We start from the raw sequence: 23,670 nt of genomic DNA, 5'->3' as shown, positions 1-23,670 counted from the left end.
ACCATCGCCCTCTTTCCCGCCCCGTTGCTTCGTGCCCGGCCTGTGCGTTAGGCGGAAGGAGTAGTCGACGGAGGGGCGGGGCCGTTCATGCGCAGGGAGTGGTCGCCCGAGGACATGGTGGCGTGTTGGACGCCGGTGGGCAGTGACTGGGACCTGGTCGCGAACAAGTCCGGCCCGACGCGGCTCGGGTTCGTGCTGATGCTGAAGTCCTTCGAGCTGGAGGGCCGGTTCCCCCAGATCCTGGAAGAGGTCCCGCAGGCCGCTGTCGACTACCTGGCCGACGTGGTCAAGGTGCCGGCGGAGGACTTGGCGAAGTACGACCTGTCGTCCCGCTCGGCGAAGGGCCACCGTACGCAGATCCGGGAGGCCCTCGGGTTCCGTCCGTCGGCGCGCGCCGACGAGGAGCGGCTGACCGGCTGGCTCGCCGATGAGGTCTGCCCGGTGGAGCTGCTGGAGGACCGGTTGCGTGAGGCCCTGCTCGCGCAGTGCCGCAGCGACCGCATCGAGCCCCCGGGCCGTATCGAGCGGATAGTGTCCGCCGCGCGGGCGCGGGCGGAGCGAGTCTTCTGCGCGCAGACCGTCGCGCGCCTGGGCGACGTGTGCGCCCGGCGCCTGCTGGACTTGGTGGCGGAGGGCAATGAGGACGGCACCGCGCTGCTGGCCTCGCTGAAGCGGGACCCGGGCGCGGTGGGGCTGGACTCGCTGCTGACGGAGATCACCAAGCTGACCGCCGTAGGGCAACTTGGATTGCCGGAGGGACTGTTCGCGGACTGCTCGGAGAAACTGGTGGCCGCGTGGCGGGCGCGGGCGATCAAGATGTACCCCTCGGACTTGCGGGACGCGGGCGAGGACGTACGGACCCTGCTGGCCGCGCTGTGCGCGTCCCGCAAGGCGGAGATCACCGACGCCCTGGTGGAACTGCTCGTCGCCCTGGTCCACAAGATCAACGCCCGTGCCGAACGGCGGGTGGAACGGCAGCTGACGGCGGAGCTGAAGAAGGTGAGGGGCAAGGAGGGTATCCTCTTCCGCCTGGCAGATGCGGCGGTGGGTCGGCCGGAGGGGACCGTACGCGCGGTGCTGTACCCGGTGGTCGGGGAGAAGACGTTGCGCGACCTGGTCGCGGAGGCGAAGGCGAACGAGAAGGCGTTCAAGGCCAAGGTCCGCACCACGCTGCGCTCGTCGTACAGCTCGTACTACCGGCAGATGCTGCCGCCGCTGCTGAACACGCTGGGCTTCAAGTGCAATAACACCGTCTACCGGCCGCACGCCCAGAACACCCCCGGCACGCCCGCTGACCTGACCGCCACCGACCTCATGGAACTCGAGCGCGCCGACGCCTGGCTTGCCGCCGCGGCTGTCGGCGAACTGCGCCAGCGCAACACCCTGCACGGGCCCGCCGCCGACTCCGCCGAAGCCTCCCAGCGCTCCCGGCTCATCACATAGACACCGTTTCCTTTGGTGCTTGTCGGACGTCAGCGTTGCCTTGTCACTGCGGTGTGAGAGCCTCCGGGCATGAGTTACGACTTGGCCGTGTGGGAAGGACAGCAGCCAGCGGACGACAAAACCGCTGGCCGAGCCTTCACGGACCTCTTCGACCGCTACCTGGACACAGAGGTGGGCCATCCTCCGACCGAGCGCATCGCGGCTTACGTCGCCGCGCTTGTGGATCGGTGGGGTGACGTGACTGAAGATCTGGAGGACGCCTCACCCTGGGCCGCAGGACCGTTGATCGGCGGGGCCGGGGGTCCGCTCGTCTACTTCCCGATGAGTTGGAGCAGGGCTGAGGAGGTCTCTGCCTGGGCAGCGGCCCTCGCGGACTCAATGGGGCTGGTCTGCTTCGATCCTCAGCAGAATCGGCTCAGGTCCTGACGGTCCTGGTCAGGCGGCGATATCCGATCGCCCGGAGCAGTGCAAGCCTTCCCCGCCGCGCTTCCGGATGGAGAAGTCCGCGAACGCGGTGATGACCGGGGTCTGCGAGTTCTTGCGGTTCTGCTCGCGCAACGAGTGGGTGGACGCGGAGCTTGTGGGCCGGCTGTCGGAAACGAAGTACCTGAGCTGGCTTCCGCCGGGCAAGGATGCGGGCGAGGACGGCCAGTTCCGCACCGTGAGGACGAAGATCCTCAAGCTGCCGGAGCCGTCCGAAGAGGCCGTGGAGTATCTGCCCCCGGAGGAGGCTGACCAGCTGTTCCAGGTCGCCACGCGGGCCCGCGACCGGTTCCTGATCGCCCTGCTCGGCTGCACGGGAGAGCGGATCAGCGAGGCCCTGGGACTACGCCGTCAGGATATGCACCTGCTCAGCGACTCACGGATGCTCGGATGCCGGGTCGAAGGCCCACACATCCACGTCCGGCGGCGGGCGAACAACGCTAACGGAGCCCTGGCCAAGTCCCGCTTCGCCAGGGTCATCCCGGTCACCGAGGACCTCGCCGGGCTCTATGCGGACTACCAGCTCGAAAGGGACGAGGTTCCCGAGGCGGCCGGCTGCGACATGGTCTTCGTGAACCTCTTCCACGCCCCGCTCGGGCGACCGATGCGCTACGGCACGGCGAAGGAACTCTTCGACCGGCTGGCGAAGAAGACCCAGCTCACCGCACGTCCGCACATGCTGCGACACGGGGCAGCCACGGCCTGGGTCCGCGCCGGCGTCGACGAGGACGTGGTCCAGGACCTGATGGGGCACGTCTCCCGGTCCTCGCTGACGCCCTACCTGCACGCCAGTGACGCGGACAAGCGGGCGGCAGTCGAGCTGGTGGCAGCGGGGAGGCGCTCGTGACCAGTCCCGCCCCGATCACAGCGGAGCCGCTCTCCGACGTCGTTCCCCTCGACCTGGCGTCCTGGACGAGCTGGCTGCAAGACCAGGTTGATCCTCTCTGGCGGCCGGGCGAATGGTCCCAGCAGGCATGGTTCTTCGACGGCGACGTGGACAACCCGCGCACCTCGGCCTCGAAGTGCGCCACTACCTCGTGCTGGACCGTGATGCCCTCCCGCAACCTGCTCTGCCGACACTGCCTGGACGCTCACAGGGCCAGCAGGCTGAGCCGGGAAGAGTTCGTCGCCACCTACCGGCGGCCCCGACGGATCCGCACGAAATGGGGGGCCGAGCGCGAGCCATGTGCTCTGGAGGGTCCCTCCGGCAGATGCGAACGGCCGGCCTACAGCGCCAGGCTCTGCCGCACCCACTACTCGCGTTGGCGCCGGCGCCCGGATCCGGAGGCCACCGTCGAGGAATGGCTGGCTGTCACCACTGCGGAGCCGCTGGAAGCAAGGCCGACCTGCATCGTCCGGGGCTGCTTCAACCAGCGGGTGGTCGCCGGGCTCTGCGGCCCGCACGTTCAGCGGTGGGACCGTGAGAAGAGAGCGGGCGCGACCCGCGACCCCGAGCAATGGGCCCGGCAAGCGGCCACCCGTCTGCTCACCCACCAGTTCACCCTGCGGGACCTGGAGGAGCCTGTCCGCTGGGAGCTTCTCTACGCACTCCAGCAACGGGATGCCCGCGGCGGCATCATCGAGCCGATGGCCACCCGCCATCTGACTCGTCGGCTGGAGGGCGTCCCGACCCTGCTGACGGTGGATGTCGCGTCCTTCATCGAGGGGGTCGCCAAGCACCACAACCTCGTGGCCTTGATCCGGGAGACCGTTCGAGGTCTGCGCCGGGCCTCACTGTCGTTCCGCGGCCTGACGCCCACCGATGCCGACACCTGGGACCTGGGCTGGATGAATCTGCGGTCCCCGGCGCTGGGCGGGCGCCGCAACCGCCCGGGGGAGGTCGACGCTTCCGCCATCCGTCAGCCGTGGCTCCGGGAAGTGATCAAGACATGGGCCACCACGGTCAGCTTGGACAGTGGCAAGTTCAAACGGGTGTTCGCCGCTTGCGTCGTTGCTTCCGATGCACTGCATGCCCGGCCCGGCGGGGGCCAGGACTACACGAAACTGCGGTTCGCCGACATGCAGGCGGTCTTCACCGCGATGAGCCGCATCCGCCGCACCACCGATGACGAACTCGCCAGCCGGAGCCATCGCCAGCAGTCGTTCGGCAGCTTCATGGAGATCGTCGACTTCGGCCGCAAGACGGACATGCTGACCGGCATGCCCGGCAGCTTCGACCGGGACAAGACTCTGGTCCTGCCGCCCGAGGAGACGAGCGAGGATGCTGCCGGCCGGGCCGTCCCTGAGCCCGTCATCGCCCAGCTCGATGCCCACCTTGCCCTGATGGGAGCTGGCTTCCCCTACGGCGAGATGGAGCCGGCCGACGTCGAGCTGATGATGCAGACGGCCTACCTGGTCCTGCGTGATACCGGCCGCCGTCCCGTCGAGATCGCCAGCCTGCGGCTGAAGTGCTTGGAGACCCGCGGGGGCGAAGACACCCTCATCTGGGACAACGTCAAGAAGCGCCGCTACGGACGCAAGCTGCCGATCACCCGCGAGACCGCCGCGGTGATCAGGACCTGGCAGACCCGTCGACGCGAGCTGGAGGTTCCCTCCCGCAGCCGGAAGTACCTGTTCCCGTCGATCACCGACCGCAGCGGGATCGCGCACATGGGGTCCAGCCTGGCCAGCGCGATGCGGGACTGGGTCGCGGCCATCCCGGTGCTGCTGAGCGACGAACTGGACGACCAGGGCAACAGGCTCCCGTTCGACCGCACACTGATCTTCCCCTACGCCTTCCGGCATGCCTATGCCCAGCGTCACGCCGACGCCGGCGTCCCCGTTGACGTGCTCAAAGAACTCATGGACCACCGGTCGATCGTCACCACGATGTCGTACTACCAGGTGTCCCTGAAGCGGAAACGAGAAGCGATCACGACCATGCGGCAGCACACCATCGACCGTTCCGGACGGCCGGCACCGTTCACCAGCACCACCGACTACGAAGCGCAATCGGTCGCCGTCCCGTTCGGCAACTGCCGCGAGCCCAGCAACGTCAAAGCCGGCGGCAAAGCCTGCGCGATCCGCTTCCAGTGCGCCGGCTGCGGCTTCTATCGCCCCGACCCGTCCTACCTGCCCGCGATCGAGGAGCACGTCAACGACCTGCGGGCCGACCGCGAGACCGCCAAGGCCATGGACGCCGACGACTTCGTCGTCCGCAACCTCACCGACCAGATCACCGCCTTCACGACCGTCGCCGACACCATGCGCGACCGGCTCAGCAAGCTCCCCACGGACGAGCGCGAGGAGATCGAGGAGGCCAGCGCGGTCCTGCGGAAGGTCCGCGCGACCCGGGACCACAAGCTGCTGCCGCTGACCGTGATCCGCAAGGACGCTTCGGATGCCTGCTGAGACGTCCGAGAAGCCCTCAAGGACACGCGCAGAGATCCTCAAAGCCGCACGTCAACGGGACAGTGCCGACAAACGGGGACGCGTCCTCAAGGCCGTCCAGGACATGCTCCGCGACAACCGCCGGATCACCTTTGCAGCGGTCGCCCGCGAAGCTGACGTCTCCAGCTGGCTCGTCTATGCCCCTGGCCTGCGCGAACGCATCGATCAGGCCCGGGCCCGACAGGGCGCCCAAGGCCACCAGGACCAGCAGAGCGGGCGGAAGGTCTCCACTGCCAGCGAGCAGACCGACCTGCTTCTCGCCCGACAGGAGATCAAACAGCTCCGAACCGAGAACGGCCAGCTGCGGCAACAAGCCCGCATTCATCTGGGTCAGCAGGTCGAACAGCTCGGCAACCACGACCTGGTCGACCGCATCAACGAGCTCACCGAGGAGAACCTGCGACTCTCCACGGCGGAGCGGGAGGCGACCACAGAGAACACACAGCTCCGGCAGCGAGTCGCCGAGCTCGAGGACGACCTCGCCGCTGCCCGCACCAGCCTCCGCCGCATGATCCGCAACGAGAACCGTGCCTAGGGCCGGACGATCACGCGAGTGACGGCCACCGATCGGTAGCCCACTCCAACCAGCCTGACCACCCAGGAGGCGGACCTCCCACTCCATGGCCCTCGATTTCCGCAGCATCGGGCTCCTCGAACAGCGTCCTCCAGTGCACGAGGTCCGTCTCGCTCATCGCGAAGGTCTGATCAGGGGTGGTCAACTGGCGATGGGCGACCCGAGCACGTTGGGTCTCATGGTCCACCGGCACATACACAAGCTGAAAGGACGCGCCCACAGACATCACCAACCAGCGGATCGCGGATCTCTCGTCACGAGACCAGCATCCGAAATCCAGGACCACGTTGGTGCCCAACCTCAGCGCCTCCAGACCAAGCCAGAGCAGCCGTCCTTCCAGCACAGCGCGCTTACCCTCCGGCTGCGGATCGCCGAACAGCGGGCGCATCCACTCATCCGGCGTCAGCCGCAGAGCGCTGTGCTCCTCGGCCAGCTGCCGAGCTCTCGTCGTCTTTCCGGCCCCTGGCAGGCCGACCGTCAGGAACAACGTCGTCACACCCAGATCTTGTCACGAAGGCCAAAAGCACCGTGCCTAACGTCCCTCACACAGCTACACGGCGTTGACCTGCACTAACACCCTGGGAACCCCAGATAACCGGCTTCGTAGTCGCCTACATCGAGGTCTAAACCGTCGGCCATCCAGGCACGCCACCGGAGCCATTGGCTGCCCTAGGCCGCACCCCCGCCCGGATACCACGCAGTCGGCAGGCTCAGCCCAGAGGGCAGAGCCGTCTCGTCGGACGGAACTAGGCCAACCGGCGCTACACCCGTCGCGCTGCCGAAGCCGACGGGGCTGCCGACATGGAACGGACTGCCCAAGTCGGCCGGACTGTTGAAGTCGACCGTGCCGCCGGAGAACTGTGCTCTGCGGAAGTCGACCCTGCCGCCGGAAAACTGCGTCTCGTAGAAGTAGATCGTGCCGCCGGAGAACGTCGCCCCACGGAAGTCGACGCTGCCGCCGGAGAACTGCGTTCCGATGAAGTCGACCCTGCCGCCGGAGAACTGCGCCTCGCTGAAGTAGATACTCCGCCTCGCGGAAGTCGACGCTGCCGCCGGAGAACTGCGCCTCGCTGAAGTAGATCGTGCTGCCGGAGAACCGCGCCCTGCGGAAGTCGACCGTGCCCTCGGAGAACGTCGCCCCACGGAAGTCGACCGTGCCTTCGGAGAAGATTGCGTGTGAGAGGTCGCCGCCGTCGAAGACGACTTCTGTGAGGTCGAAGTCATGGCCCTGCCAGGAGTGAGCGTGGTCGGCCTCCAAGCGGAGGTGGTCACGGATGAGGCGGATGATCGTGTGCCGTACTTCCCGCAGGGCCAGGTAAGCGTGCCGGGCCGGAGCATCGTCGTCCGGTAGATCGGCCTTCGCGGTGTAGGGCAGACGGAGGTAGGCACACAGGACGTCGATACAGGTCTGGCGCAGGCCCCGGGTGGGGGCGTCGTCGGCGAGGCCGGCCAGAGCATGCACCCCACCCAAGCGGACCGCGGCGGAGTCATCACCGAGCTGGGTGACGGCGGCGGTGAAACGCTCGGTGTGCAGGCGTGTGGCCTCCCGCAGGGCACCGTCCTCGTCGAGCCGCTGACGACGGTAGGCCACCACCAGGGCGACCAGGGCACCGGCGCCGGCCACCACACCGAAAGACAGCTTCACCAGATCGAAGAGCGTCTGGGAGTCCAGGCGCCGCTCGGCCTTCAACCCCCGCGCGTCCAGCAGATCCCAACCCGTGTAGAACACCGCGGCCGCCACCACGACCGCCGCAGTGAAGGTCAGGGCCAAAACCGTGCCGACCGGCCACAGCCGCAGGCCACGCCGCTCCGCACGACGCCGGGGCAGATACGCGCTCATGCTCCCTCAAGACAATCCGGCCCCACCACTGGTTCCGGCTCCTCGCCGGGAAGCTGAAACACAGCCAAAGAAGGCGCCCTTGACCCGTCCCGACACCACCTCAGGAGCCGCACCTTGGCGCCTCCCCACCCCAAGTGCGAGTACGTCACCCAGGTCGGGCTCGCCGCCTGACGGCGTTTGAACCGCACCTCATTCCTCGGGCAGCAATCGCCCTTGACAGCGACGAACCGCATCATCAACCTCCGAGGTCAACAGCGTCGGCAGCAGCCGACGCAGAGCCTCCGCCTGCTGCCGCAACCGCTTCGCCGCTGTCTTGCCGTTGACGGCTGACGTGGGCACATCCTGAAGCGTCCCGCACTCGAAGGCCACCCAGAGGCAGTCAAGTGACGCTGAGCGCGTGGCGCCGCCGTCCCTCGACACACGAATCCTTGTGGTCACCTCCGGTTCACGCGGTCCCAGGTAAGAGATCGCGATCTGGAGCCCCGAACGGTGCTGGTAAACCAAGCCGGACTCAAGCACCTCGGGCCCCACGAAACCCCCATCCGAGATCAAGAACGCGAACAGATCGCTACCCTCACGCCGCACTATCTCCCGTGGATCAACACGCCGTCCCATCCTGCGAGCGTCCACCCCCGGCCCCTAACAACGCCAGACCCAAGGCCCCGCCGAACCAATGCGGTCACGGCACTAGCCGAAGGCGCCCGGATCGTGGCACTCGCCGCCGCGTACGCCGCGCCGCTCGGGATGGTCCTGGATTCTTCGTTCTTCGGCACAACAACGGCCGCCAAAGTGCAGGACGCGTCGGCATCAGGCGTCGACCTCCCTCACCCGCCTACACCCAACTCGCCGCCTGGTGCAGCAAGGCCTTCCCCGACATCGCCGCGCCGCCACCCGCCTCTGAAGCGGCGCCAACCTCATGCGACAGCACGCCTAAGAGCTCGTAACACGATCATGATCGGTGTTTCTTGAGCCGTCTCCAGCACCCATGAGGGCTGGGGTAGTCAAGGGGCATACCAATCCGCCCTGGCGTGGCAGAGCGCGCGCCAGGTTGTTGGAAGGACAGGGCCCAAGCCGTTCCCCGGTGTGTGGTCGTGCGGAGAGGACTCGCATGCACCCATTCGATCCCGTCCGGGGTGCGGCGGGATCATGACCTTGTTTCGGGGATCGGGCTGCTCATTCAGATGATCGAGTGCGGCGTGGCCGGCTCATGCTAGAGGGCGAGCTCGCCCGGGACTTGTTGTCCCGTCCTTCGGAGGTGGTCTTCACGCGGGGCCGCCGGCCTCCTTCGAAGCCTGCGCGGCTTGGGCCTCGCGCAGCAGGTAGTAGGCGTGGGTGAGGAGCTTGCGGGCGATCGCGACGGTGGCAATCTTCTTACCGCGACGGCATGCGACCTGCTGGTAGTGGGCCGCGAACTGCGGCGACCGTTTGGCGGTCTGGGCCGCCTGGTTCGTGATCCAGCGCAGCCACGGATCGCCCTGTTTGGAGATGTGGCCGTAGCGCACGGTGCGGTCAGAGCCGCGGACGGTGGGTGTAAGCCCGGCCCAGGAGGCGAGCTTGCGGGCCGAGGAGAACCGGGAGATGTCCCCGACCTCGGCCACGATCGTCATCGCGGTGAGTGGGCCGACACCCGGCAGTTGCGTGAGTGCCTTCACCCGGGGATCCGACGTCGCGCTCTCGGCCAGGAGAGCATCCGCCCGGTCGATGATGTGCTGGAGGGCATCGATGCTCTCCAGCAAGTCGGTCACGATATGCCGGGAGGCGCTCGGCAGCGGGAGCTCGCTCAGCCAGGCTCGGCCTGGTGCACTCCAGCAGCCCGACGGGCGGTCGCAGCCGTACTGTGCGAGCACCCCGTGGATCCGGTTGCGCAGCAGGGTGCGCAGACGCACCAGTTGGGCCCGGTGGCGAAGCGCGGCCCGCTGCTCGCGCACCGCTCGCGGAGCGATCCATGCCTCGGGCAGCAGATCCGAGCGCAGCAAGTGAGCCAGGGTGGCGGCGTCGATCTTGTCGTTCTTCAGCCGGGCCGAGGCAATCGCCTTGCACTGCAGGGGGTGTGCCATATGCGGCTCGAAGCCGTAGTCCTGGAGCAGCTCGAGCAGCCAGCCCCAGCCGAAGGCAGCCTCGAACGCCACCGGCGTGCCGGCCGGCAGGTCCCCGATCACGGCCAGCACATTCTCCCGGCCATTGAGCACGTTCCGATTCACCGCAGTCCGGCCGCCTTCGTCCATGACGGCAATCTGTGACCGGCGGCGGTGCACATCGATTCCCACGTAAGCCATTTCGGGCCTCCTCCCCGAGCTCCGGATAGTCCCGGAACGATGGTCCTCCGGACCCGCCTGATTGGGGCCCCGGCCCTCATAGCCTCAGATGAGGCTGCAGGCGAGGGAGACGAACGCGTCGTGGAGTTCTGTGCGGCATTCCCATCGCACGGCGAGTCGCTTGAACTGGTGGAGCAGGGCGAAGGTTTGCTCGACGACGTAACGGAGTTTGCCCAGGCCCTTGATGTTCGGGGGCGCCCTTGCGGGAGATGACCGGCAGGATCCGGCGCTTGCGCAGCTCGTCGCGGTGGGGATCGGAGTCGTAGCCCTTGTCCCCGAGCAGCGAGTCGGGGCGGCGGCGTGGCCGGCCGGGGCGGCCTGCGACATGCGGGATGCCGTCGACGAGGGCGAGGGTCTGGGTGACGTCGTTGACGTTGGCCGCGGTGGTGATGACCTTGAGAGGGGTGCCGCGTCCGTCGCAGATCAGACATCCGATGCGGTTGCGGCGTCGACCGGCGACGGACCGGTGTCGGCGCCCCGTTTTTCGCGCGGATGTGGGAGCCGTCCACCCACGCCCTGGACCAGTCGAGTTCGCCGGCCGCGTTGAGTTCCGCGAGCAGGATCCGGTGCACCTGGTCGAAGACACCGGCCTGCTGCCATCGCTCAAGCCTGCGCCAGCAGGTCTGCCCGGAGCCAAACCCCAGCTCCAGCGGCAGCAGTTGCCAGGCTATGTCGTTGTGGAACACGTACAGGATGCCCTGCAGACACAGCCGGTCCGCCACCGGCCGAGGCCCGGGTGACCGCTCCGGCCAGGGCGGCAACAGCGGTTCGATCAGGGCCCACAAGTCGTCGTCCACGATCCACGGTCGAGTACCCACACCTTCCCGAACGGCCGAATCACCCAACGGTCACGCCCGACCAGGGCACTTCAACAAGATCGTGTTACGAGCTCTATGCCTCGTGACGATAACGCTGCTCGGTGGTGAGTAATCGGCAGTGACAGGACCCGGTGCTGAAAGGCGCCAAGTGACTTCTGGGGAACTTTGCCCAGGAGGCGGACACCGCTGGTCCCGGGGTAGAGGGGGTGCCCACCCCAGCCGTTCCTTACTGGTCCGGAACGTGGAAACCCCGTCGGGGTCCAAGCCCAGGCTTGGTAGGCCGACCGCAAGGAGAGCTGAAGGGGGTTTGCTCCGGCATCGGGATGGTGCCCGCATAGTTGAACGGCCACCGGCTGATCTTCGAAGTGTCGAAGCCTCGAAGGAGATCAGCACGATGACCGCACCCGACAGTCTGCCCCTGCACGCCCTCGCCGAGGACAACCTCGCCGCGGCGAGTCCCGATCTGCTGCGCGCGATGGTCAAGACCTTCGCCGACGCGCTCATGTCCGCGGAGGCAGATGCCCTCTGCAACGCAGAATACGGGCAGGTCAGCGACGAACGCGTCAACTACCGCAACGGCTATCGCCCACGCGAGTGGGACACGAGGGCCGGCACCGTCGAGCTTGCCATTCCCAAGCTGCGCCAGGGCAGTTACTTCCCGCACTGGCTGCTGGAGCGACGCCGCAGGGCCGAACAGGCCCTCATCTCGGTGGTCGCCACCGCCTACCTGCTGGGTGTCTCCACCCGCAGAGTCGAGAAGCTCGCCGAGTCCCTGGGCGTCACCCAGCTGTCGAAGTCACAGGTCAGCGCGATGGCCAAGCATCTGGACGAGCAGGTCACCGCGTTCCGCAACCGGCCCCTGGACCAAGGGCCTTACGCCTTCGTCTGGGCCGACGCGCTCACCCAGAAGGTCCGCGAGGGCGGCCGCATCATCAACGTCCACGCGCTGATCGCGGTCGGCGTGAATGCCGACGGCCACCGTGAGATCCTCGGCATCGACGTCGCCTCCAGCGAGGACGGTGCCGGCTGGCTGGCCTTCCTGCGCTCCCTGGTCGCGCGCGGTCTGTCCGGCGTCCAACTGGTCGTCTCCGACGCGCACATGGGCCTGGTCAACGCGATCGGCGCCACCCTGCCCGGCGCGAGCTGGCAGCGCTGCCGCACGCACTACGCCCGCGCACTGCTGAGCCAGGTCCCCAAGTCGGCCCAGCCATGGGTCGCCACCCTGCTGCGGACCGTCTTCGAACAACCCGACACCGACGCCGTGAAAGCCCAGATGCGCCACGTGCTGGACGCCCTGGAGGCCAAGTTCCCCAAAGCGGCAGCCCACTTGGACGCCGCACAGGGCGACGTTCTGGCGTTCACTGCCTTCCCGCGTGAGATCTGGCGGCAGATCTGGTCGAACAACCCGCAGGAACGGCTCAACAAGGAGATCCGCCGCCGCACCGACGTGGTCGGCATCTTCCCCGACCGCACCGCCCTGATCCGCCTCGTCGGCGCGGTGCTGGCCGAGCAGAACGACGAATGGACCGAAGCCCGCCGCTACATGGGACTCGACCTCCTGGCCAAGGCCCGCCTCCACCCGATCGAGTCACAAACCGACGAGACCCTCGTCCCGACCGAACTCACCGCCTAGCCTCACAGAAGAGATCACCGAGTGGCCGTCAATACACCACTCCAGCGGACGTGACCAGACGGGACCTTCACCAGTCTCTCGCACAACTCGCTGGATACGGGCCCTGGTGGCCCGGCCCGAAAGGGTGCCCACGCACCAGACCTGGCTGAGGGATCCGGTGAGCGGTCAGTTCCTGTTCGATGTCTTTCGGGAGCCTCACGAGGGTGGGACATGGATCTGTCGGCGGGACGAGAGCCTGCGGCTGCCGTACGACGCGATCATCGAGCGGACTGCAGACGGCATCCCCTATCTGGTGCCGGAGTTGGTGCTGTTGTTCAAGGCGAAGGCGGCACGGGCCAAGGACCATGCGGACTTCGACGGGGTCCTGCCGCTGCTGAGCCAGGCGCGACGCGACGTTCTCCGTGAGTGGCTGACGCGCGTGCATCCCGGACATCCCTGGCTGGCGAAACTGGCAAGGCGGTGACGCGGGTTCTGCCTGTGGAACACCGCTGATCGAGTAGCCGATACGGCTCTCAGGGATCGCCAGTCTCCAAGAGGCAGCCTGTATCGGGCAGGTCCAGATACTTCACACTCCGTTCGTGATCACCGAGTTGACCTCTGCCCGGAAGCTGGCAGAAATTATCCCTGAGCTGCATAAACAAGGAACTTAGCTCGGTTACCAGCTCGACATCACCGGCTGGACGCAGGACTAGATCGACACCGGCGTTTCCCTCCAGACGGAGCTCGGGCAGTTCGGGCCCGGCGGCCGGGCGCTGTACGACCCGCTTCCCGGCTACCCAGCCCGCTGGGAGTGGTTCGGCGACAGCCCCTGACTGCCGGGCAGCAGGTGGGGGACAACTGTGCCGCGCCACGCCGCTCTCGCCCCGGCGGAGTAGCGGTCACTCGGACGTTGAACGGCGACAACGTCCTGGTGGTGATCTATTCCGGGCCGAGAGGGTTGCCGTCGGCGGCCGGCTCCTGCTGGAGGAAGGCCGTGAGCCACTTCTCGGTATGGGCCACGTGGGCCGAGGCCGCGCCCGCGGCGGCGACGGGGTCGCGGTTGGCGAGCGCCGTGGCGATCGCGCGGTGGTCCTCGTCGCTGGCGCGCTTGATATGCGGGCCCTCGGGCAGGGTGAACACCTGATAGGCGCGGGACCGGGCACGGAACACCCCGAGCAGCGAGCCGAGGGTGGGGTTGCCGCCGACGCGGGCGATCTCCGCGTGGAAGCTCTGATCAAGGGCGGAGACCCGCTCCGGGTCCTCGGTCGCCTCCATCGCCTCGATGTGCTCGAAGACCGACTTCAGCGTCTCGGGGGTCATACGGGCCGCCGCCTGCGCCGCCGCATGGGACTCCAGGATCCGCCGGATCTCGTACATCTCCAGCAGTCCGGCGAGCGGCAGGAGGTCGACGGTCAGCGACAGGCTGCCCACGATGTCCTCCGGCCGCAGCTGTGAGACATAGGTGCCCGAGCCGTGCCGGGGCTCTATGACCCGCAGGGCCGCGAGCATCCGTACGGCCTCACGCAAAGAGCCCCGGGAGACGCCCAGTTCCTCGCACAGCTCGCCCTCGGGCGGAATGCGCTGCCCCGCTACCAGGCGGCCGGTGGAGATCATGTGCCGTAGCCCGTGGAACGCCTGGTCAACTGCGGACATTCTTCCCCTCCTGAGGACTTGGCCACTTCGCTCGGCCTCCAGCAGCTTACAGAGTCATCTGATGAGTTACGGCATCTCCCCTCAAGTCATCCAATGACTTATTTCGAGGACGTAATCGACCGGTCACGACGCCATCAAATCGCGGACAGCCTCGAAGGCTGCGCCACGGGCCTCATCTCTTGGCGTATGTGCAGCTAAAAGCCCACTTTGTGGAGGGCTTACGGCAACAGGCCACCCCCTCTGAATCGCGTGACCGTCTGATGTCGGCGCCCTGGAACTCTTGCTCACCCCAGGGTGTCGTGCCACGATGCGCCGCAAGTCATCAGATCTATTTTGGTGGCCGTCCGATGTATGGGCCTGCTGTCATGGGCCAGGGAGATCGTGAGTCATACGTGAGCGAGCTCGATGTCAGCACTGTCACCACCGCGCCGAGCCCTCTGCTGCTCGCCGATGGCAGACCGGCGGCCGAGGCATGGTCGCTGGACCGCGCGCACAAGCACCTCAACCACGGGTCGTTCGGGGCGGTTCCGCTCGTCGTGCAGCAGGAGCAGAACCGGCTGCGCGCGGAGATGGACCGCTCGCCGGGCGTGTGGTTCCCGGGGCTGCCGGTCCGGGTCGCCGCCGCCCGGGGCGCGGTCGCCGCGTTCCTGAAGGTCGCCGCGGAGGATCTCGCCCTGGTGCCGAATGCCAGCGGCGGCGCGAGCATCGTCTACGCGAACGTGCCGGCCAGGCCGGGCGGGGAAGTCCTCGTGACGGACCACGGCTACGGCGCCGTGACCATGGGAGCGCAGCGCCTGGCCCGGCGCTGGGGCGGCACCGTCCGCACCGCGCGGGTCCCCCTCAACGCGGACGAGGACCGTGCGTACGAGGCCGTGCTCGCCGGGATCACCGACGCGACGGGCCTGATCGTCCTCGACCACATCACCTCGGCGACCGCCCGCTGGATGCCAGTTGAGCGGATCGGACGCGTGGCGCGTGAACGCGGCATCCCGCTGCTGGTGGACGGCGCACACGTTCCCGGCCTCGCAGAGGACCCGCTCGCGGGTCTTGACTGCGACGTGTGGATCGGCAACCTCCACAAGTTCGGCTGCGCACCCCGCGGTACGGCGGCCCTGGTCGCCCGCGGACCGCTCCGCGACGACCTCCACCCCCTGATCGACTCGTGGGGCGCCCCGGAGCAGTACCCCGCCCGCTTCGACACCCAGGGCACCGTCGACGTCACGAGCTACCTCGCCGCGCCCGCCTCCCTCGACTTCGTCGAGCACACCTGGGGCTGGGACACGGCACGCGCGTACATGCGGACGCTGGCCGACTACGCGGAACGGATCGTCGGCGACGCCTTCGCCGAACTCACCGGTGCGGACAGTGCAGTTGACGTCGGCATGCCGGTCAACGCGCTGCGCCTGGTCCGGCTTCCCGACGGCCTCGGCACCACCCATGCCGCCGCCGACGCCCTGCGCGACCGCATCGCCGCGGAACTGGGCGTCGAGGCCGCCTTCACCAGCTTCGGAGGCGTCGGTTACCTCCGGCTGTCGACGCACGTGTACAACACGGCCGCCGACTTCGAGTACTTCGCCGAGCACTGCGTTCCGGTGCTCGGCGCATGGGCCCGCACCCAGCACGTCGCACACCTCACATCGCAGTGATCCACCACAGAACCCCCGGACTTGGGAGAGCACAGTGTTGAGCAGGAGAAAGGCAGCGGTCGCCCTCGGGCTCGCCACCGCGTTGACAGTGTCGGGCTGTGCCGTCGGCGGCGGCTCCGGCGCGAGTGACGGAACCGTCACGCTTCACATGGTCGAGAGTCTCACCAACCCGGTCCGTACGGCCGTACTGAAGACCCTCATAGGCCAGTTCGAGAAGCAGAACCCCAAGATCAAGGTGGATCTGATCTCACCGCCCACCGAACAGGCGGACCAGAAGATCCAGCAGATGCTCCAGTCCGGCAGCGGCATCGACACCATGGAGGTCCGGGACATCACGGCCGGGCCGTGGTCGACCAACGGCTGGATCTACGACATGAGCAAGGACCTCAAGGGCTGGAGCGGCTGGGACGCGCTGACTGACAACGCTGTCAAGTATTCCAAGGACGCCAAGGGCCGGACGTACTACATCCCGTACGGCTTCTACGGCCTCAGCCTCTACTACCGCACCGACCTGGTCTCTGACGCCGGCTTCTCCGCCCCGCCCGCGAGCTGGGACGACCTGCTGAAGCAGGCCACCGCCATCCAGGACCCCGACAAGCGCCGATACGGCTACGCCTTCCGCGGTGGAACGAACGCCAACAGCAACGCGGTTGCGGTCATCGAGGCGTACGTCGCCGACAAGATCGACCGGGACAACGGCTTCAAGCTGACCGACGGCAAGACGATCTTCTCGGCGCCGGAGGCGCTCACCGCCCTGGAGACGTACTTCAAGCTCTTCAAGAAGGCGTCGCCGCCGTCGTCCGTCGCGTGGGGCTACCCGGAGATGGTCGAGGGCTTCTCCAACGGTTCGACGGCCTTCCTCCTCCAGGACCCCGAAGTGATCGCCACGGTCGGGGAGTCGAAGTCGATCACCAAGAAGCAGTGGACCACGGCCCCGCTGCTGACCGGCCCCAGCGGCAAGGCCGTTCAGCCGGTGGCGACCGCGGGCTGGGGCATCGCGTCCGCCAGCAAGCACAAGGCGGAGGCCGAAAAGCTGATCAAGTTCCTCTCCGAGGGCGACGCGGCCACCACCTTCGACAAGAAGAACAGCCTGGTGCCCATCCTCAAGAGCTCCGCGGACGACACGTTCTACAAGACGGGTGCCTGGGCGAGCTACGTGACGATGACCGAGAGCCCGGACACGTACATCACGGTCACCCAGCCGCGTAACTCCTCCTGGTGGACCGAGTGGATCCAGAAGTCCGACTCCGAGATCCAGAAGGTGCTGCTGGGCAAGATGACGCCCAAGGAGCTCCTGGCCGGCTGGAACACCTACTGGACCGAGAAGTGGAAGAGCCAGTAGGGCTGGCGGGAAGGCCGGACGTGAATCCCTCAACCACCGACGCGAAGGCCCGCCAAGCCGCGCCGCCGCCCACGGACAACCCGGGGCCGGCGGCGGCCCGGCCGGCCGCACCGCGCCCGCGCAGGCCGGTCTTCACCGGCCGCCGGGGCCTGAGCATCGCGGCGTTCATGGCCCCGGCCGCCCTGTTCGTCGCGATCTTCGTCTACTACCCGATGATCGCGGGCGGCCAGATGGCCTTCCGCAACTGGAACCTCAACGACCTCACGGACACCTCCTGGGTCGGCCTCAAGAACTTCAAGGGAATTCTGGACGACCCGGTCTTCTACACGGTCCTCGGCAACACCGCGGTCTGGGTAGTCGGTTCGATCGTGCCCCAGTTCGTCATCGGCTTCGCCATCGCCCTGTGGCTGCGCCGCCGTTTCCGCTTCCGCGGCCTCTACCAGGCGCTGATCTTTTTCCCGTGGGCGATCTCCGGGTTCCTCATCGGCATCCTGTTCCGCTGGATGTTCAACAGCGAGTTCGGAGTCGTCAACGACCTGCTGGAGAAGGCCCATCTGATCGACACACCGATCCCGTGGCTGGCCGACCCGAAGACCGCGATGACCGCCGTCGTCATCGCCAACATCTGGTACGGCGTCACCTTCTTCACCATCATGATCCTGGCCGCCCTGCAGTCGATCCCCGACGAAATCTACGAGGCCGCCGCGCTCGACGGCGCCGGGAAGGTCCGTACGCTCTTCCAGATCACCATCCCCTCCATCCGCGGGACGCTGGCGCTGACCGTCCTGCTCCGGGTCATCTGGATCTTCAACTTCCCCGACATCATCTTCGGCATGACCGGCGGCGGTCCGTCCAACGAGACGCACATCGTCACCACGTGGATGATCTCCATCACCCAGCAGGGCGACTACGGGAAGGCCTCGGCGGTCGGTCTGATCGTCGTCGCCATGCTGATGGTCTTCTCGGTCTTCTACCTCACGGCCACCCGGGAGCGGAACGGAAAGACATCATGATCAACAAGGAGTCCACCGCCGGACGCGCCGTACGCATCACGTTCCTGACGGGTTGGCTGATCGTCACCGTCTTCCCGCTCTACTGGATCACCATCACCTCGCTCAAGAGCCCCGGGACGATCTTCAGCCCCTCGATCGCCTACTGGCCCGAGCACTTCTCGCTCGCCAACTACACCGGCCTGTTCAGCAAGGCACAGTTCGGCGTCTACCTCACCAACAGCCTCGTCATCGCGACGGTCGCCGGCGCGGTGGCGACCGTCATCTCACTCCTGTCGGCGTACGTGCTGGCGCGCTTCGAGTTCCGGAGCAAGACAGCACTCCTGATGGCGGCCCTGGTCACCCAGATGATCCCGTCCTTCATCGCGCTCGGACCGCTGTACATGCTGATGACGGAACTCCAACTCGTCGACAACCGGCTCGGGTTGACCCTCGTCTACATCGCGGTCTGCATCCCCTTCTGCACGGTGATGCTCCGCGGGTTCTTCGAGAACGTGCCGGACGCACTGGAGGAGGCCGCCATGATCGACGGCTGCTCACGGCTCGGGGCGCTCTTCCGGGTGCTGCTGCCTGTCATGCAGCCCGGCATCATCGCCGCGTTCATCTTCAACTTCGTCAACTGCTGGAACGAACTGTTCCTGTCGGTCACCCTGATGAACAGCGACGCCAACAAGACCGTGCCCACCGCGCTGAACGGCTTCATCTCCAGCTTCAACATCGACTGGGGTTCGATGTCGGCGGCCGCGGTGCTCACGATCGCCCCGACCATGGTGCTGTTCGCCTTCGCCAGCCGGTACATCGTCCAGGGACTCACCTCTGGTGCGGTGAAGGGATGACCGGCACTCATCGATTGAGCGGCCAGTAGGGATCCAGGTACCTGCTGCTGCCCAGACCTCCCCACTCGACGGAGATCCGGTCGCCCTTCCACGGAACGTTGTGGAACGTCGCCCAGGAGACGAAGCTGCGCCACGGCCCCAGGGTGAAGTTGGTCCGGGGCTGCGTGCTGCACAGGGTCGCGTCGGCGCCGACGTACCCGATCTTCCGGCCGTCGCGCAGAAACCACTCCTTGGACAGCTTGGGGTCCTCCCAGCCCCTACAGGGGGTCTGTCAAACGAGCGGGTCTGGCCCGTAGTCGGTGGTGACGCCGAGTAGCCGTCCTTGATCATGATCTTGTGGTGGATATCGACTTTCTTATGGGGACGGTGTTTTCCGGTCTGTCGGCGCTGGTCGTCGAGGACGTGGTGGACGGCGGTGACGCGGTGGTGGTCACGGCTCGCACTCGGGATGCGGCGGTGCCGTGTCCGGTGTGCCGGACGCCGACGGCGAAGGTGCACGAGTATCACCGCCGGTCAGTGACCGACGTGCCGGTCGACGGCCGCCAGGTCGTCGTCCACCTGCGCGTACGGCGGCTGGTCTGTCCGGTCCTGGGCTGCCGACGGCAGACCTTCCGCGAGCAGATTCCCGGACTGGTGGAGCGCCATCAGCGCCGCACGGTGCGGCTTGCCTGGCAGATATCCCAGGTGGCGCGGGAGTTATGCGGCCGGGCGGCCGCACGCCTCGCCGGCCTGCTGGCCGTGCCCGTTTCCCGCAGTACCGCACTGCGCCATCTGCGACGCCTGCCGCTGCCGCAGCAGGCGGTCCCACGGGTGATCGGCGTGGACGATTTCGCCCTGCGCCGCCGCCACCGTTACGCCACGATCATCACGGATGCCGAAACCGGCCGACGCGTCGCGGTCCTGCCCGACCGCGAGAGGGCCACCCTGGAGTCCTGGCTGCGCGAACATCCTGGTGTCGAGGTCGTGTGCCGCGACGGCTCGGCCACCTGCGCCGAGGCCATCCGCCGCGCCCTGCCCGACGCGGTGCAGGTCAGCGACCGATGGCACCTCTGGAGAAACCTCTGCGACAAAGTCCAGCTCGAGGTCCGCGCGCACACCGGCTGCTGGGCCACCATCAACCCACCCCGCCCCGGCGGAGTACGCGAGCAGACCACCCGCGAACGCTGGAACAAGATCCACGACCTCCTCGGCCAGGGCGTCGGCCTGCTCGACTGCTCCCGCCGCCTGGCCTGGCCATGAGCACCGTCAAACGCTACGCCAGCATGCCCGAACCCCAGGCCCTGCGCATCGCCCCCGCCTACCGGCCCACCCTCGTCGACCCCTACCGCGGCCATCTGCGCGCCCGCCGCGCGGTCGGTCCAGCAGTTGCTGTCACCCAACTGCTGGGGGAAATCCGGGAGTTGGGCTACACCGGCAGCGCCAACCTGCTGGTCCGCTACCTCAACCAGGGCCGCGCTGAAGGCGACCGACCCGTCACCACCCCACGTCACGCCAGCCGCCTCCTGTTCACCGACCCCGGAAACCTGCGTCCGAAGGAAACGACCCTGCTGGAGAAGATCGCCGCGGCCTGCCCGGAGATGACCGCACTCGGCGATCTCGTAGGCGGCTTCGCCGCCCTGCTCAAACCGGCCGAGGGCAACGACGTGAAACTCACCGAGTGGATCACGGCCGCCCGCGCCGTCGACCTGCCCCACCTGCGCAGCCTCACCAACGGCCTCGAAATCGACCGGCCCGCCGTGGACGCCGGCCTCACCTTGCCCTACCACAACGGCCGCACCGAAGGCGTCAACACCCGCACCAAGAGGATCATGAGACAGATGCACGGACGCGCCGGATTCGACCTCCTCCGCCACCGCATCCTCCTGCCCTGACGGACACTCAGCGTCACCACCGACTACGGGCCAGACCCGAACGTCTTACAGTCCCTGACGGATCAGCCGTAGCGGTCACGGACGCATAGTTACAACCAACTAGCGCGCCCAGCCACACTGAACTCGCCTGTCGAGCCCGGAGCCGACGGGCGAATCATGGGCGGTTGTGAATCTGCTGCTGTTCGAGGACCTCGACGAGCTCGGCGAGCTGTCAGCGGGGGAAGTGCAGCAGGGCGGCCTCGTCGAGTCCGTCCGGTACGAGGGGGACGTCCATACGCCAGGAACCGGGGCGCCATCGGCGGCGGACCCGGTCGGCGAACGCTGGCTCTTCGGCGAGTATGGCGACGAGGCGCATGGCGTCGGTGATCGGGAGTTTGAGCAGGGCCCAACCGCGGTGATACGCGATGAAGCTGTCGGCGCCGTAGCCGAGGGGCTTGTCGTTTTGTGCTCGGACGCCGGCGGTCGCTTCTCCGACGTCTTGGCAGCAGGCGAGTGTGGTGAAGTTGAGGCGCCACAGTTCACGGATGGTGGGAACCATCTCTGCGTCGATCTCGACTTGTTCGCCGTCGCGGGTGGTGAGTGTCTCGTGGGGGTGAATGAGTGGGTCCGGCATGCGTGCCCCCTGGTTCACGACCGGCGATAGTTGGCCCATTGGGCGGCTGCGGCGGCGAGGTCTTGCATCCATGCGATGTCGGGAGCGTCGGTGGCGATGCCGGCCCAGAGTCGCTTTTGAGCGATCGCGAAGATGTCTAGGGCGCGCCGGGATGCCGTAGACCATGCGGGGACCTTTGCAGCCCACTGTTCCGCGTCGGCGGGGGTGTGGCCGGCGGAGATGAGCCAAACGACCCAATAGGCGGCGTCGATCCATGCGGCGCCGCGGGTTGGCCATGCCCAGTCGACGACGCGGGCGGCGTTGTCGACGATCAGGATGTTGTCGGGGTGCCAGTCGGTGTGCAGCAGGGTCTCGCCGCGCAGCAGTTCGGCGTCATCGGGGTTGTCGATGTAGTCGGCGAGGCGTCGCTCGATGTGCTTGAGGTCGAGGTCGATGGGGGCTCGGACGCTGGAAAGCGTGATGATTGCCTCGGCCACGAGTGGCAGGTCGTCGGACCGGGGGGAGTAGTCGACTGATGGGCCGTCGAGGTGCTCGTAACCGAGCAGGTCCCATGTGTCGTCGTTGACCCGCCAGAGCAGGCGGGGGGCGAGGGGGGCCACGTAAGGGTTGATCGTTGTCTCGCGGTTCTGTGTCCACGCGCGAGGGTGACCGGTGTTCATCCCTTTGACGAAGATGCGGCCGGCGCGGGTGTCGAGGGTGGCGGCGATCTCGCTGTTGAGCCCCTTGTCTGCGGTCGCTGCTGCGTAGATAGGGCCGGTACGGGCCTCGACGGCCTCGCGGGTGGCGGCGGGTAGGTCTTGCCATTGCAGTCTCATGGTCACCACGGCGGGAGTGTAGGGGCTCGGATGGGGTAGGCGAGACTGCCCGCGCGGGGCGGGCAGCCTCGGGTCGGAGGGGGTTAGTTGTACGGGTTGTCGTCTCCGCAGCCCCTCATGACGTCGCTGCCGGCGACCTCGTCGAGGTCGACGAACTCGACCTCGTCCTCGTCGGTCGGCCGTACGGTGATTTTCACAGCGGTGGCAGTCATGGGCGTACTTCCTCTCTCAAGCGTGCTGGCAGTAGCGGTTCAGAGGCGCGTCGGCTCGGCGGTGCATCTTCACGAGCGGCATGCACTTGGTGCACTTCTTCTGAAGGGCGCAGCCCGTGCATGCGTCCTGACGCTGAAGTGCTCGGTCTGCGATGGCGCCGAGCCGCGCCAATCCCGCGACACCTTCTTTGAGTAGTGGTATCGGGTTGTCACGGGAGACTTTGCAGACGCTCGCCAGGCCGAAGGGGTTCACGTTCAAGGACGTGTGGCCGGCGTCGCATCCGGTGAAGGGTGTTTCGTTGCGGAGGTACTCGGGGGCCTGTTCCGCGAGGGGGTCCGCGCCGCCGGCGAAGGTCGGGGACATCTGGGCGTACTCACGGACGCGTGAGGCGTAGCGGTGGGCGAGTGCCCGCATGGCCTCGGCCTCGTGGGCGTTCCTGCGGGTGATGATCACGCTTAGGGACAGCGGCAGTCCGGCCTCGTTGGCGGCGACGAGGCCGCGCATGAAGTTGTTGAAGGCGCCGCGGCGCTGTGTGAAGTCGTCGAAGGTCTCTGCTGTGGCGCCGTACACGCTGAGCGTTACCCGGTACGGGCGGCGAGTGGTGAGCAGGTCGAGCATGCTCGGGCGGTGCAGGGTGGACCCGTTGGTCAGGATCTCCACCATCATTCCGAGGTCGTACGCGAGCGCGTACGTCTCCGGGAAGTGGCTGTCGATCGTGCACTCGCCCCCGCCGAGTTCGATCCACACGATTCCCGCGTCGCGCAGGATGTGCAGCAGACGCTCGCGGGGTTCCCATGCGAGGCCCTCGTGCAGCTTGTCGCCGTAGACACAGTGGCCGCACGCCCAGTTGCACCCGTTGTTGACCTCGTAGGAGGCACGGCCGTGGCCGTATGGGGAGCAATCGCGGATCAACAGAGCGTCGGGCGCGGGGCTTTCGCCGAGGTCGAGAGACCAGCGGCGGCGAGCGGCGGTCAGCAACCATGTGGGAATGGTGCCCTTGGACGGGGAGTCACACAGTTCTGCGTATTGGAGTTGAGTGATCTTGATGCCGGCGGGGCTTCCAGGGCGTAAGACGTAGTGGCCCTCGAGGAACGGGGTGACGATGAGCTCTTGCATCCGATCTCCTGCGACTCAGTACGAGGCGGTGCGAACGATCCACAGAGCGGGCAGGCACCACAGGACGACGACCATGTGAG

Annotated in this window: 18 protein-coding genes and 3 pseudogenes; 12 read left to right on the top strand and 9 right to left on the bottom strand. The window is 67.3% G+C overall.

The window, feature by feature from the left end:
- Positions 1-87 precede the first annotated feature (87 nt).
- The 5 genes from IG08_RS0145895 to IG08_RS0145875 all read left to right on the top strand — a co-directional run bounded on the left by IG08_RS0145895 (position 88) and on the right by IG08_RS0145875 (position 5,851).
- A complete protein-coding gene (locus IG08_RS0145895) occupies positions 88-1,443 on the top strand; it encodes a DUF4158 domain-containing protein (protein WP_234343145.1) in 1,356 nt (451 codons plus the stop codon).
- A gap of 69 nt (positions 1,444-1,512) precedes the next feature.
- Entirely contained in the window at positions 1,513-1,869 is a 357-nt protein-coding gene (locus tag IG08_RS0145890; RefSeq protein ID WP_030618258.1) for a hypothetical protein, read from the top strand.
- Positions 1,870-1,936: 67 nt separating this feature from the next.
- Positions 1,937-2,773, top strand: a complete 837-nt coding sequence (locus tag IG08_RS58085) for a tyrosine-type recombinase/integrase (RefSeq protein WP_234343144.1) — start codon at positions 1,937-1,939, stop codon at positions 2,771-2,773.
- Positions 2,770-5,277, top strand: coding sequence for a tyrosine-type recombinase/integrase (locus IG08_RS0145880; RefSeq protein WP_030618252.1), 2,508 nt, complete (start codon positions 2,770-2,772; stop codon positions 5,275-5,277). The genes IG08_RS58085 and IG08_RS0145880 overlap by 4 nt, the downstream gene beginning before the upstream one ends.
- Positions 5,267-5,851, top strand: coding sequence for a DUF6262 family protein (locus IG08_RS0145875; protein WP_030618248.1), 585 nt, complete (start codon positions 5,267-5,269; stop codon positions 5,849-5,851). The genes IG08_RS0145880 and IG08_RS0145875 overlap by 11 nt, the downstream gene beginning before the upstream one ends.
- A gap of 10 nt (positions 5,852-5,861) precedes the next feature.
- On the opposite strand, the gene IG08_RS0145870 is transcribed toward IG08_RS0145875, so the two are convergent.
- The 4 genes and pseudogenes from IG08_RS0145870 to IG08_RS58080 form a co-directional block, all read right to left on the bottom strand.
- The gene (locus tag IG08_RS0145870; RefSeq protein ID WP_030618246.1) at positions 5,862-6,386 is read right to left on the bottom strand and encodes a P-loop nucleotide/nucleoside kinase family protein; all 525 of its coding nucleotides are present in this window, start codon (positions 6,384-6,386) and stop codon (positions 5,862-5,864) included.
- Positions 6,387-6,559: 173 nt separating this feature from the next.
- Positions 6,560-7,114, bottom strand: a complete 555-nt coding sequence (locus IG08_RS63225; protein WP_420823320.1) for a pentapeptide repeat-containing protein — start codon at positions 7,112-7,114, stop codon at positions 6,560-6,562.
- Between the two features lie 1,878 nt (positions 7,115-8,992).
- A complete protein-coding gene (locus IG08_RS0145855) occupies positions 8,993-10,006 on the bottom strand; it encodes an IS110 family RNA-guided transposase (RefSeq protein WP_030618240.1) in 1,014 nt (337 codons plus the stop codon).
- An 84-nt stretch (positions 10,007-10,090) separates the two neighbouring features.
- A pseudogene (locus IG08_RS58080) lies at positions 10,091-10,863 on the bottom strand (IS5 family transposase).
- Between the two features lie 394 nt (positions 10,864-11,257).
- Here IG08_RS58080 and IG08_RS0145845 point away from each other — a divergent pair.
- Positions 11,258-12,496 carry an IS256 family transposase gene (locus IG08_RS0145845; protein ID WP_030618238.1) on the top strand — a complete coding sequence of 413 codons (1,239 nt, stop codon included), beginning with the start codon at positions 11,258-11,260 and terminating at the stop codon, positions 12,494-12,496.
- A 130-nt stretch (positions 12,497-12,626) separates the two neighbouring features.
- Positions 12,627-12,959 (top strand): annotated as a pseudogene (locus IG08_RS0145840) (hypothetical protein); the annotation flags it as partial.
- A gap of 455 nt (positions 12,960-13,414) precedes the next feature.
- Here IG08_RS0145840 and IG08_RS0145835 read toward each other — a convergent pair.
- Positions 13,415-14,128 (bottom strand): FadR/GntR family transcriptional regulator, encoded by a 714-nt coding sequence (locus IG08_RS0145835; protein WP_030618233.1) that lies wholly within the window; start codon positions 14,126-14,128, stop codon positions 13,415-13,417.
- Positions 14,129-14,520: 392 nt separating this feature from the next.
- Between IG08_RS0145835 and IG08_RS0145830 the strand changes: the two genes are divergently transcribed.
- The 5 genes and pseudogenes from IG08_RS0145830 to IG08_RS55055 all read left to right on the top strand — a co-directional run bounded on the left by IG08_RS0145830 (position 14,521) and on the right by IG08_RS55055 (position 20,833).
- A complete protein-coding gene (locus IG08_RS0145830) occupies positions 14,521-15,774 on the top strand; it encodes an aminotransferase class V-fold PLP-dependent enzyme (protein ID WP_030618231.1) in 1,254 nt (417 codons plus the stop codon).
- Between the two features lie 37 nt (positions 15,775-15,811).
- On the top strand, positions 15,812-17,116 hold the full coding sequence (locus IG08_RS0145825; RefSeq protein WP_030618228.1) for an ABC transporter substrate-binding protein: 1,305 nt from the start codon (positions 15,812-15,814) through the stop codon (positions 17,114-17,116).
- 20 nt (positions 17,117-17,136) lie between these two features.
- Positions 17,137-18,129, top strand: coding sequence for a carbohydrate ABC transporter permease (locus IG08_RS0145820; protein WP_030618225.1), 993 nt, complete (start codon positions 17,137-17,139; stop codon positions 18,127-18,129).
- Entirely contained in the window at positions 18,126-18,962 is an 837-nt protein-coding gene (locus tag IG08_RS0145815; protein ID WP_030618223.1) for a carbohydrate ABC transporter permease, read from the top strand. Before IG08_RS0145820 ends, IG08_RS0145815 begins: the two co-directional genes overlap by 4 nt.
- Positions 18,963-19,319: 357 nt before the next feature.
- A pseudogene (locus tag IG08_RS55055) lies at positions 19,320-20,833 on the top strand (ISL3 family transposase).
- Between the two features lie 211 nt (positions 20,834-21,044).
- Here the strand turns inward: IG08_RS55055 and IG08_RS0145805 are convergent.
- The 4 genes from IG08_RS0145805 to IG08_RS0145790 all read right to left on the bottom strand — a co-directional run bounded on the left by IG08_RS0145805 (position 21,045) and on the right by IG08_RS0145790 (position 23,590).
- Positions 21,045-21,446, bottom strand: a complete 402-nt coding sequence (locus tag IG08_RS0145805) for a hypothetical protein (protein ID WP_030618220.1) — start codon at positions 21,444-21,446, stop codon at positions 21,045-21,047.
- A 14-nt stretch (positions 21,447-21,460) separates the two neighbouring features.
- A complete protein-coding gene (locus IG08_RS0145800; protein WP_030618217.1) occupies positions 21,461-22,270 on the bottom strand; it encodes a protein kinase family protein in 810 nt (269 codons plus the stop codon).
- Between the two features lie 74 nt (positions 22,271-22,344).
- Positions 22,345-22,473 (bottom strand): hypothetical protein, encoded by a 129-nt coding sequence (locus IG08_RS62640; protein ID WP_267965053.1) that lies wholly within the window; start codon positions 22,471-22,473, stop codon positions 22,345-22,347.
- A 16-nt stretch (positions 22,474-22,489) separates the two neighbouring features.
- On the bottom strand, positions 22,490-23,590 hold the full coding sequence (locus tag IG08_RS0145790; RefSeq protein ID WP_030618214.1) for a radical SAM protein: 1,101 nt from the start codon (positions 23,588-23,590) through the stop codon (positions 22,490-22,492).
- Positions 23,591-23,670 lie beyond the last annotated feature (80 nt).

The organism is Streptomyces fulvoviolaceus, assembly GCF_000718165.1.
Classification (GTDB): domain Bacteria; phylum Actinomycetota; class Actinomycetes; order Streptomycetales; family Streptomycetaceae; genus Streptomyces; species Streptomyces fulvoviolaceus.
The sequence above is the reverse complement of the archived record's forward strand: the minus strand, read 5'-3'. Positions and strand labels throughout refer to the sequence as shown.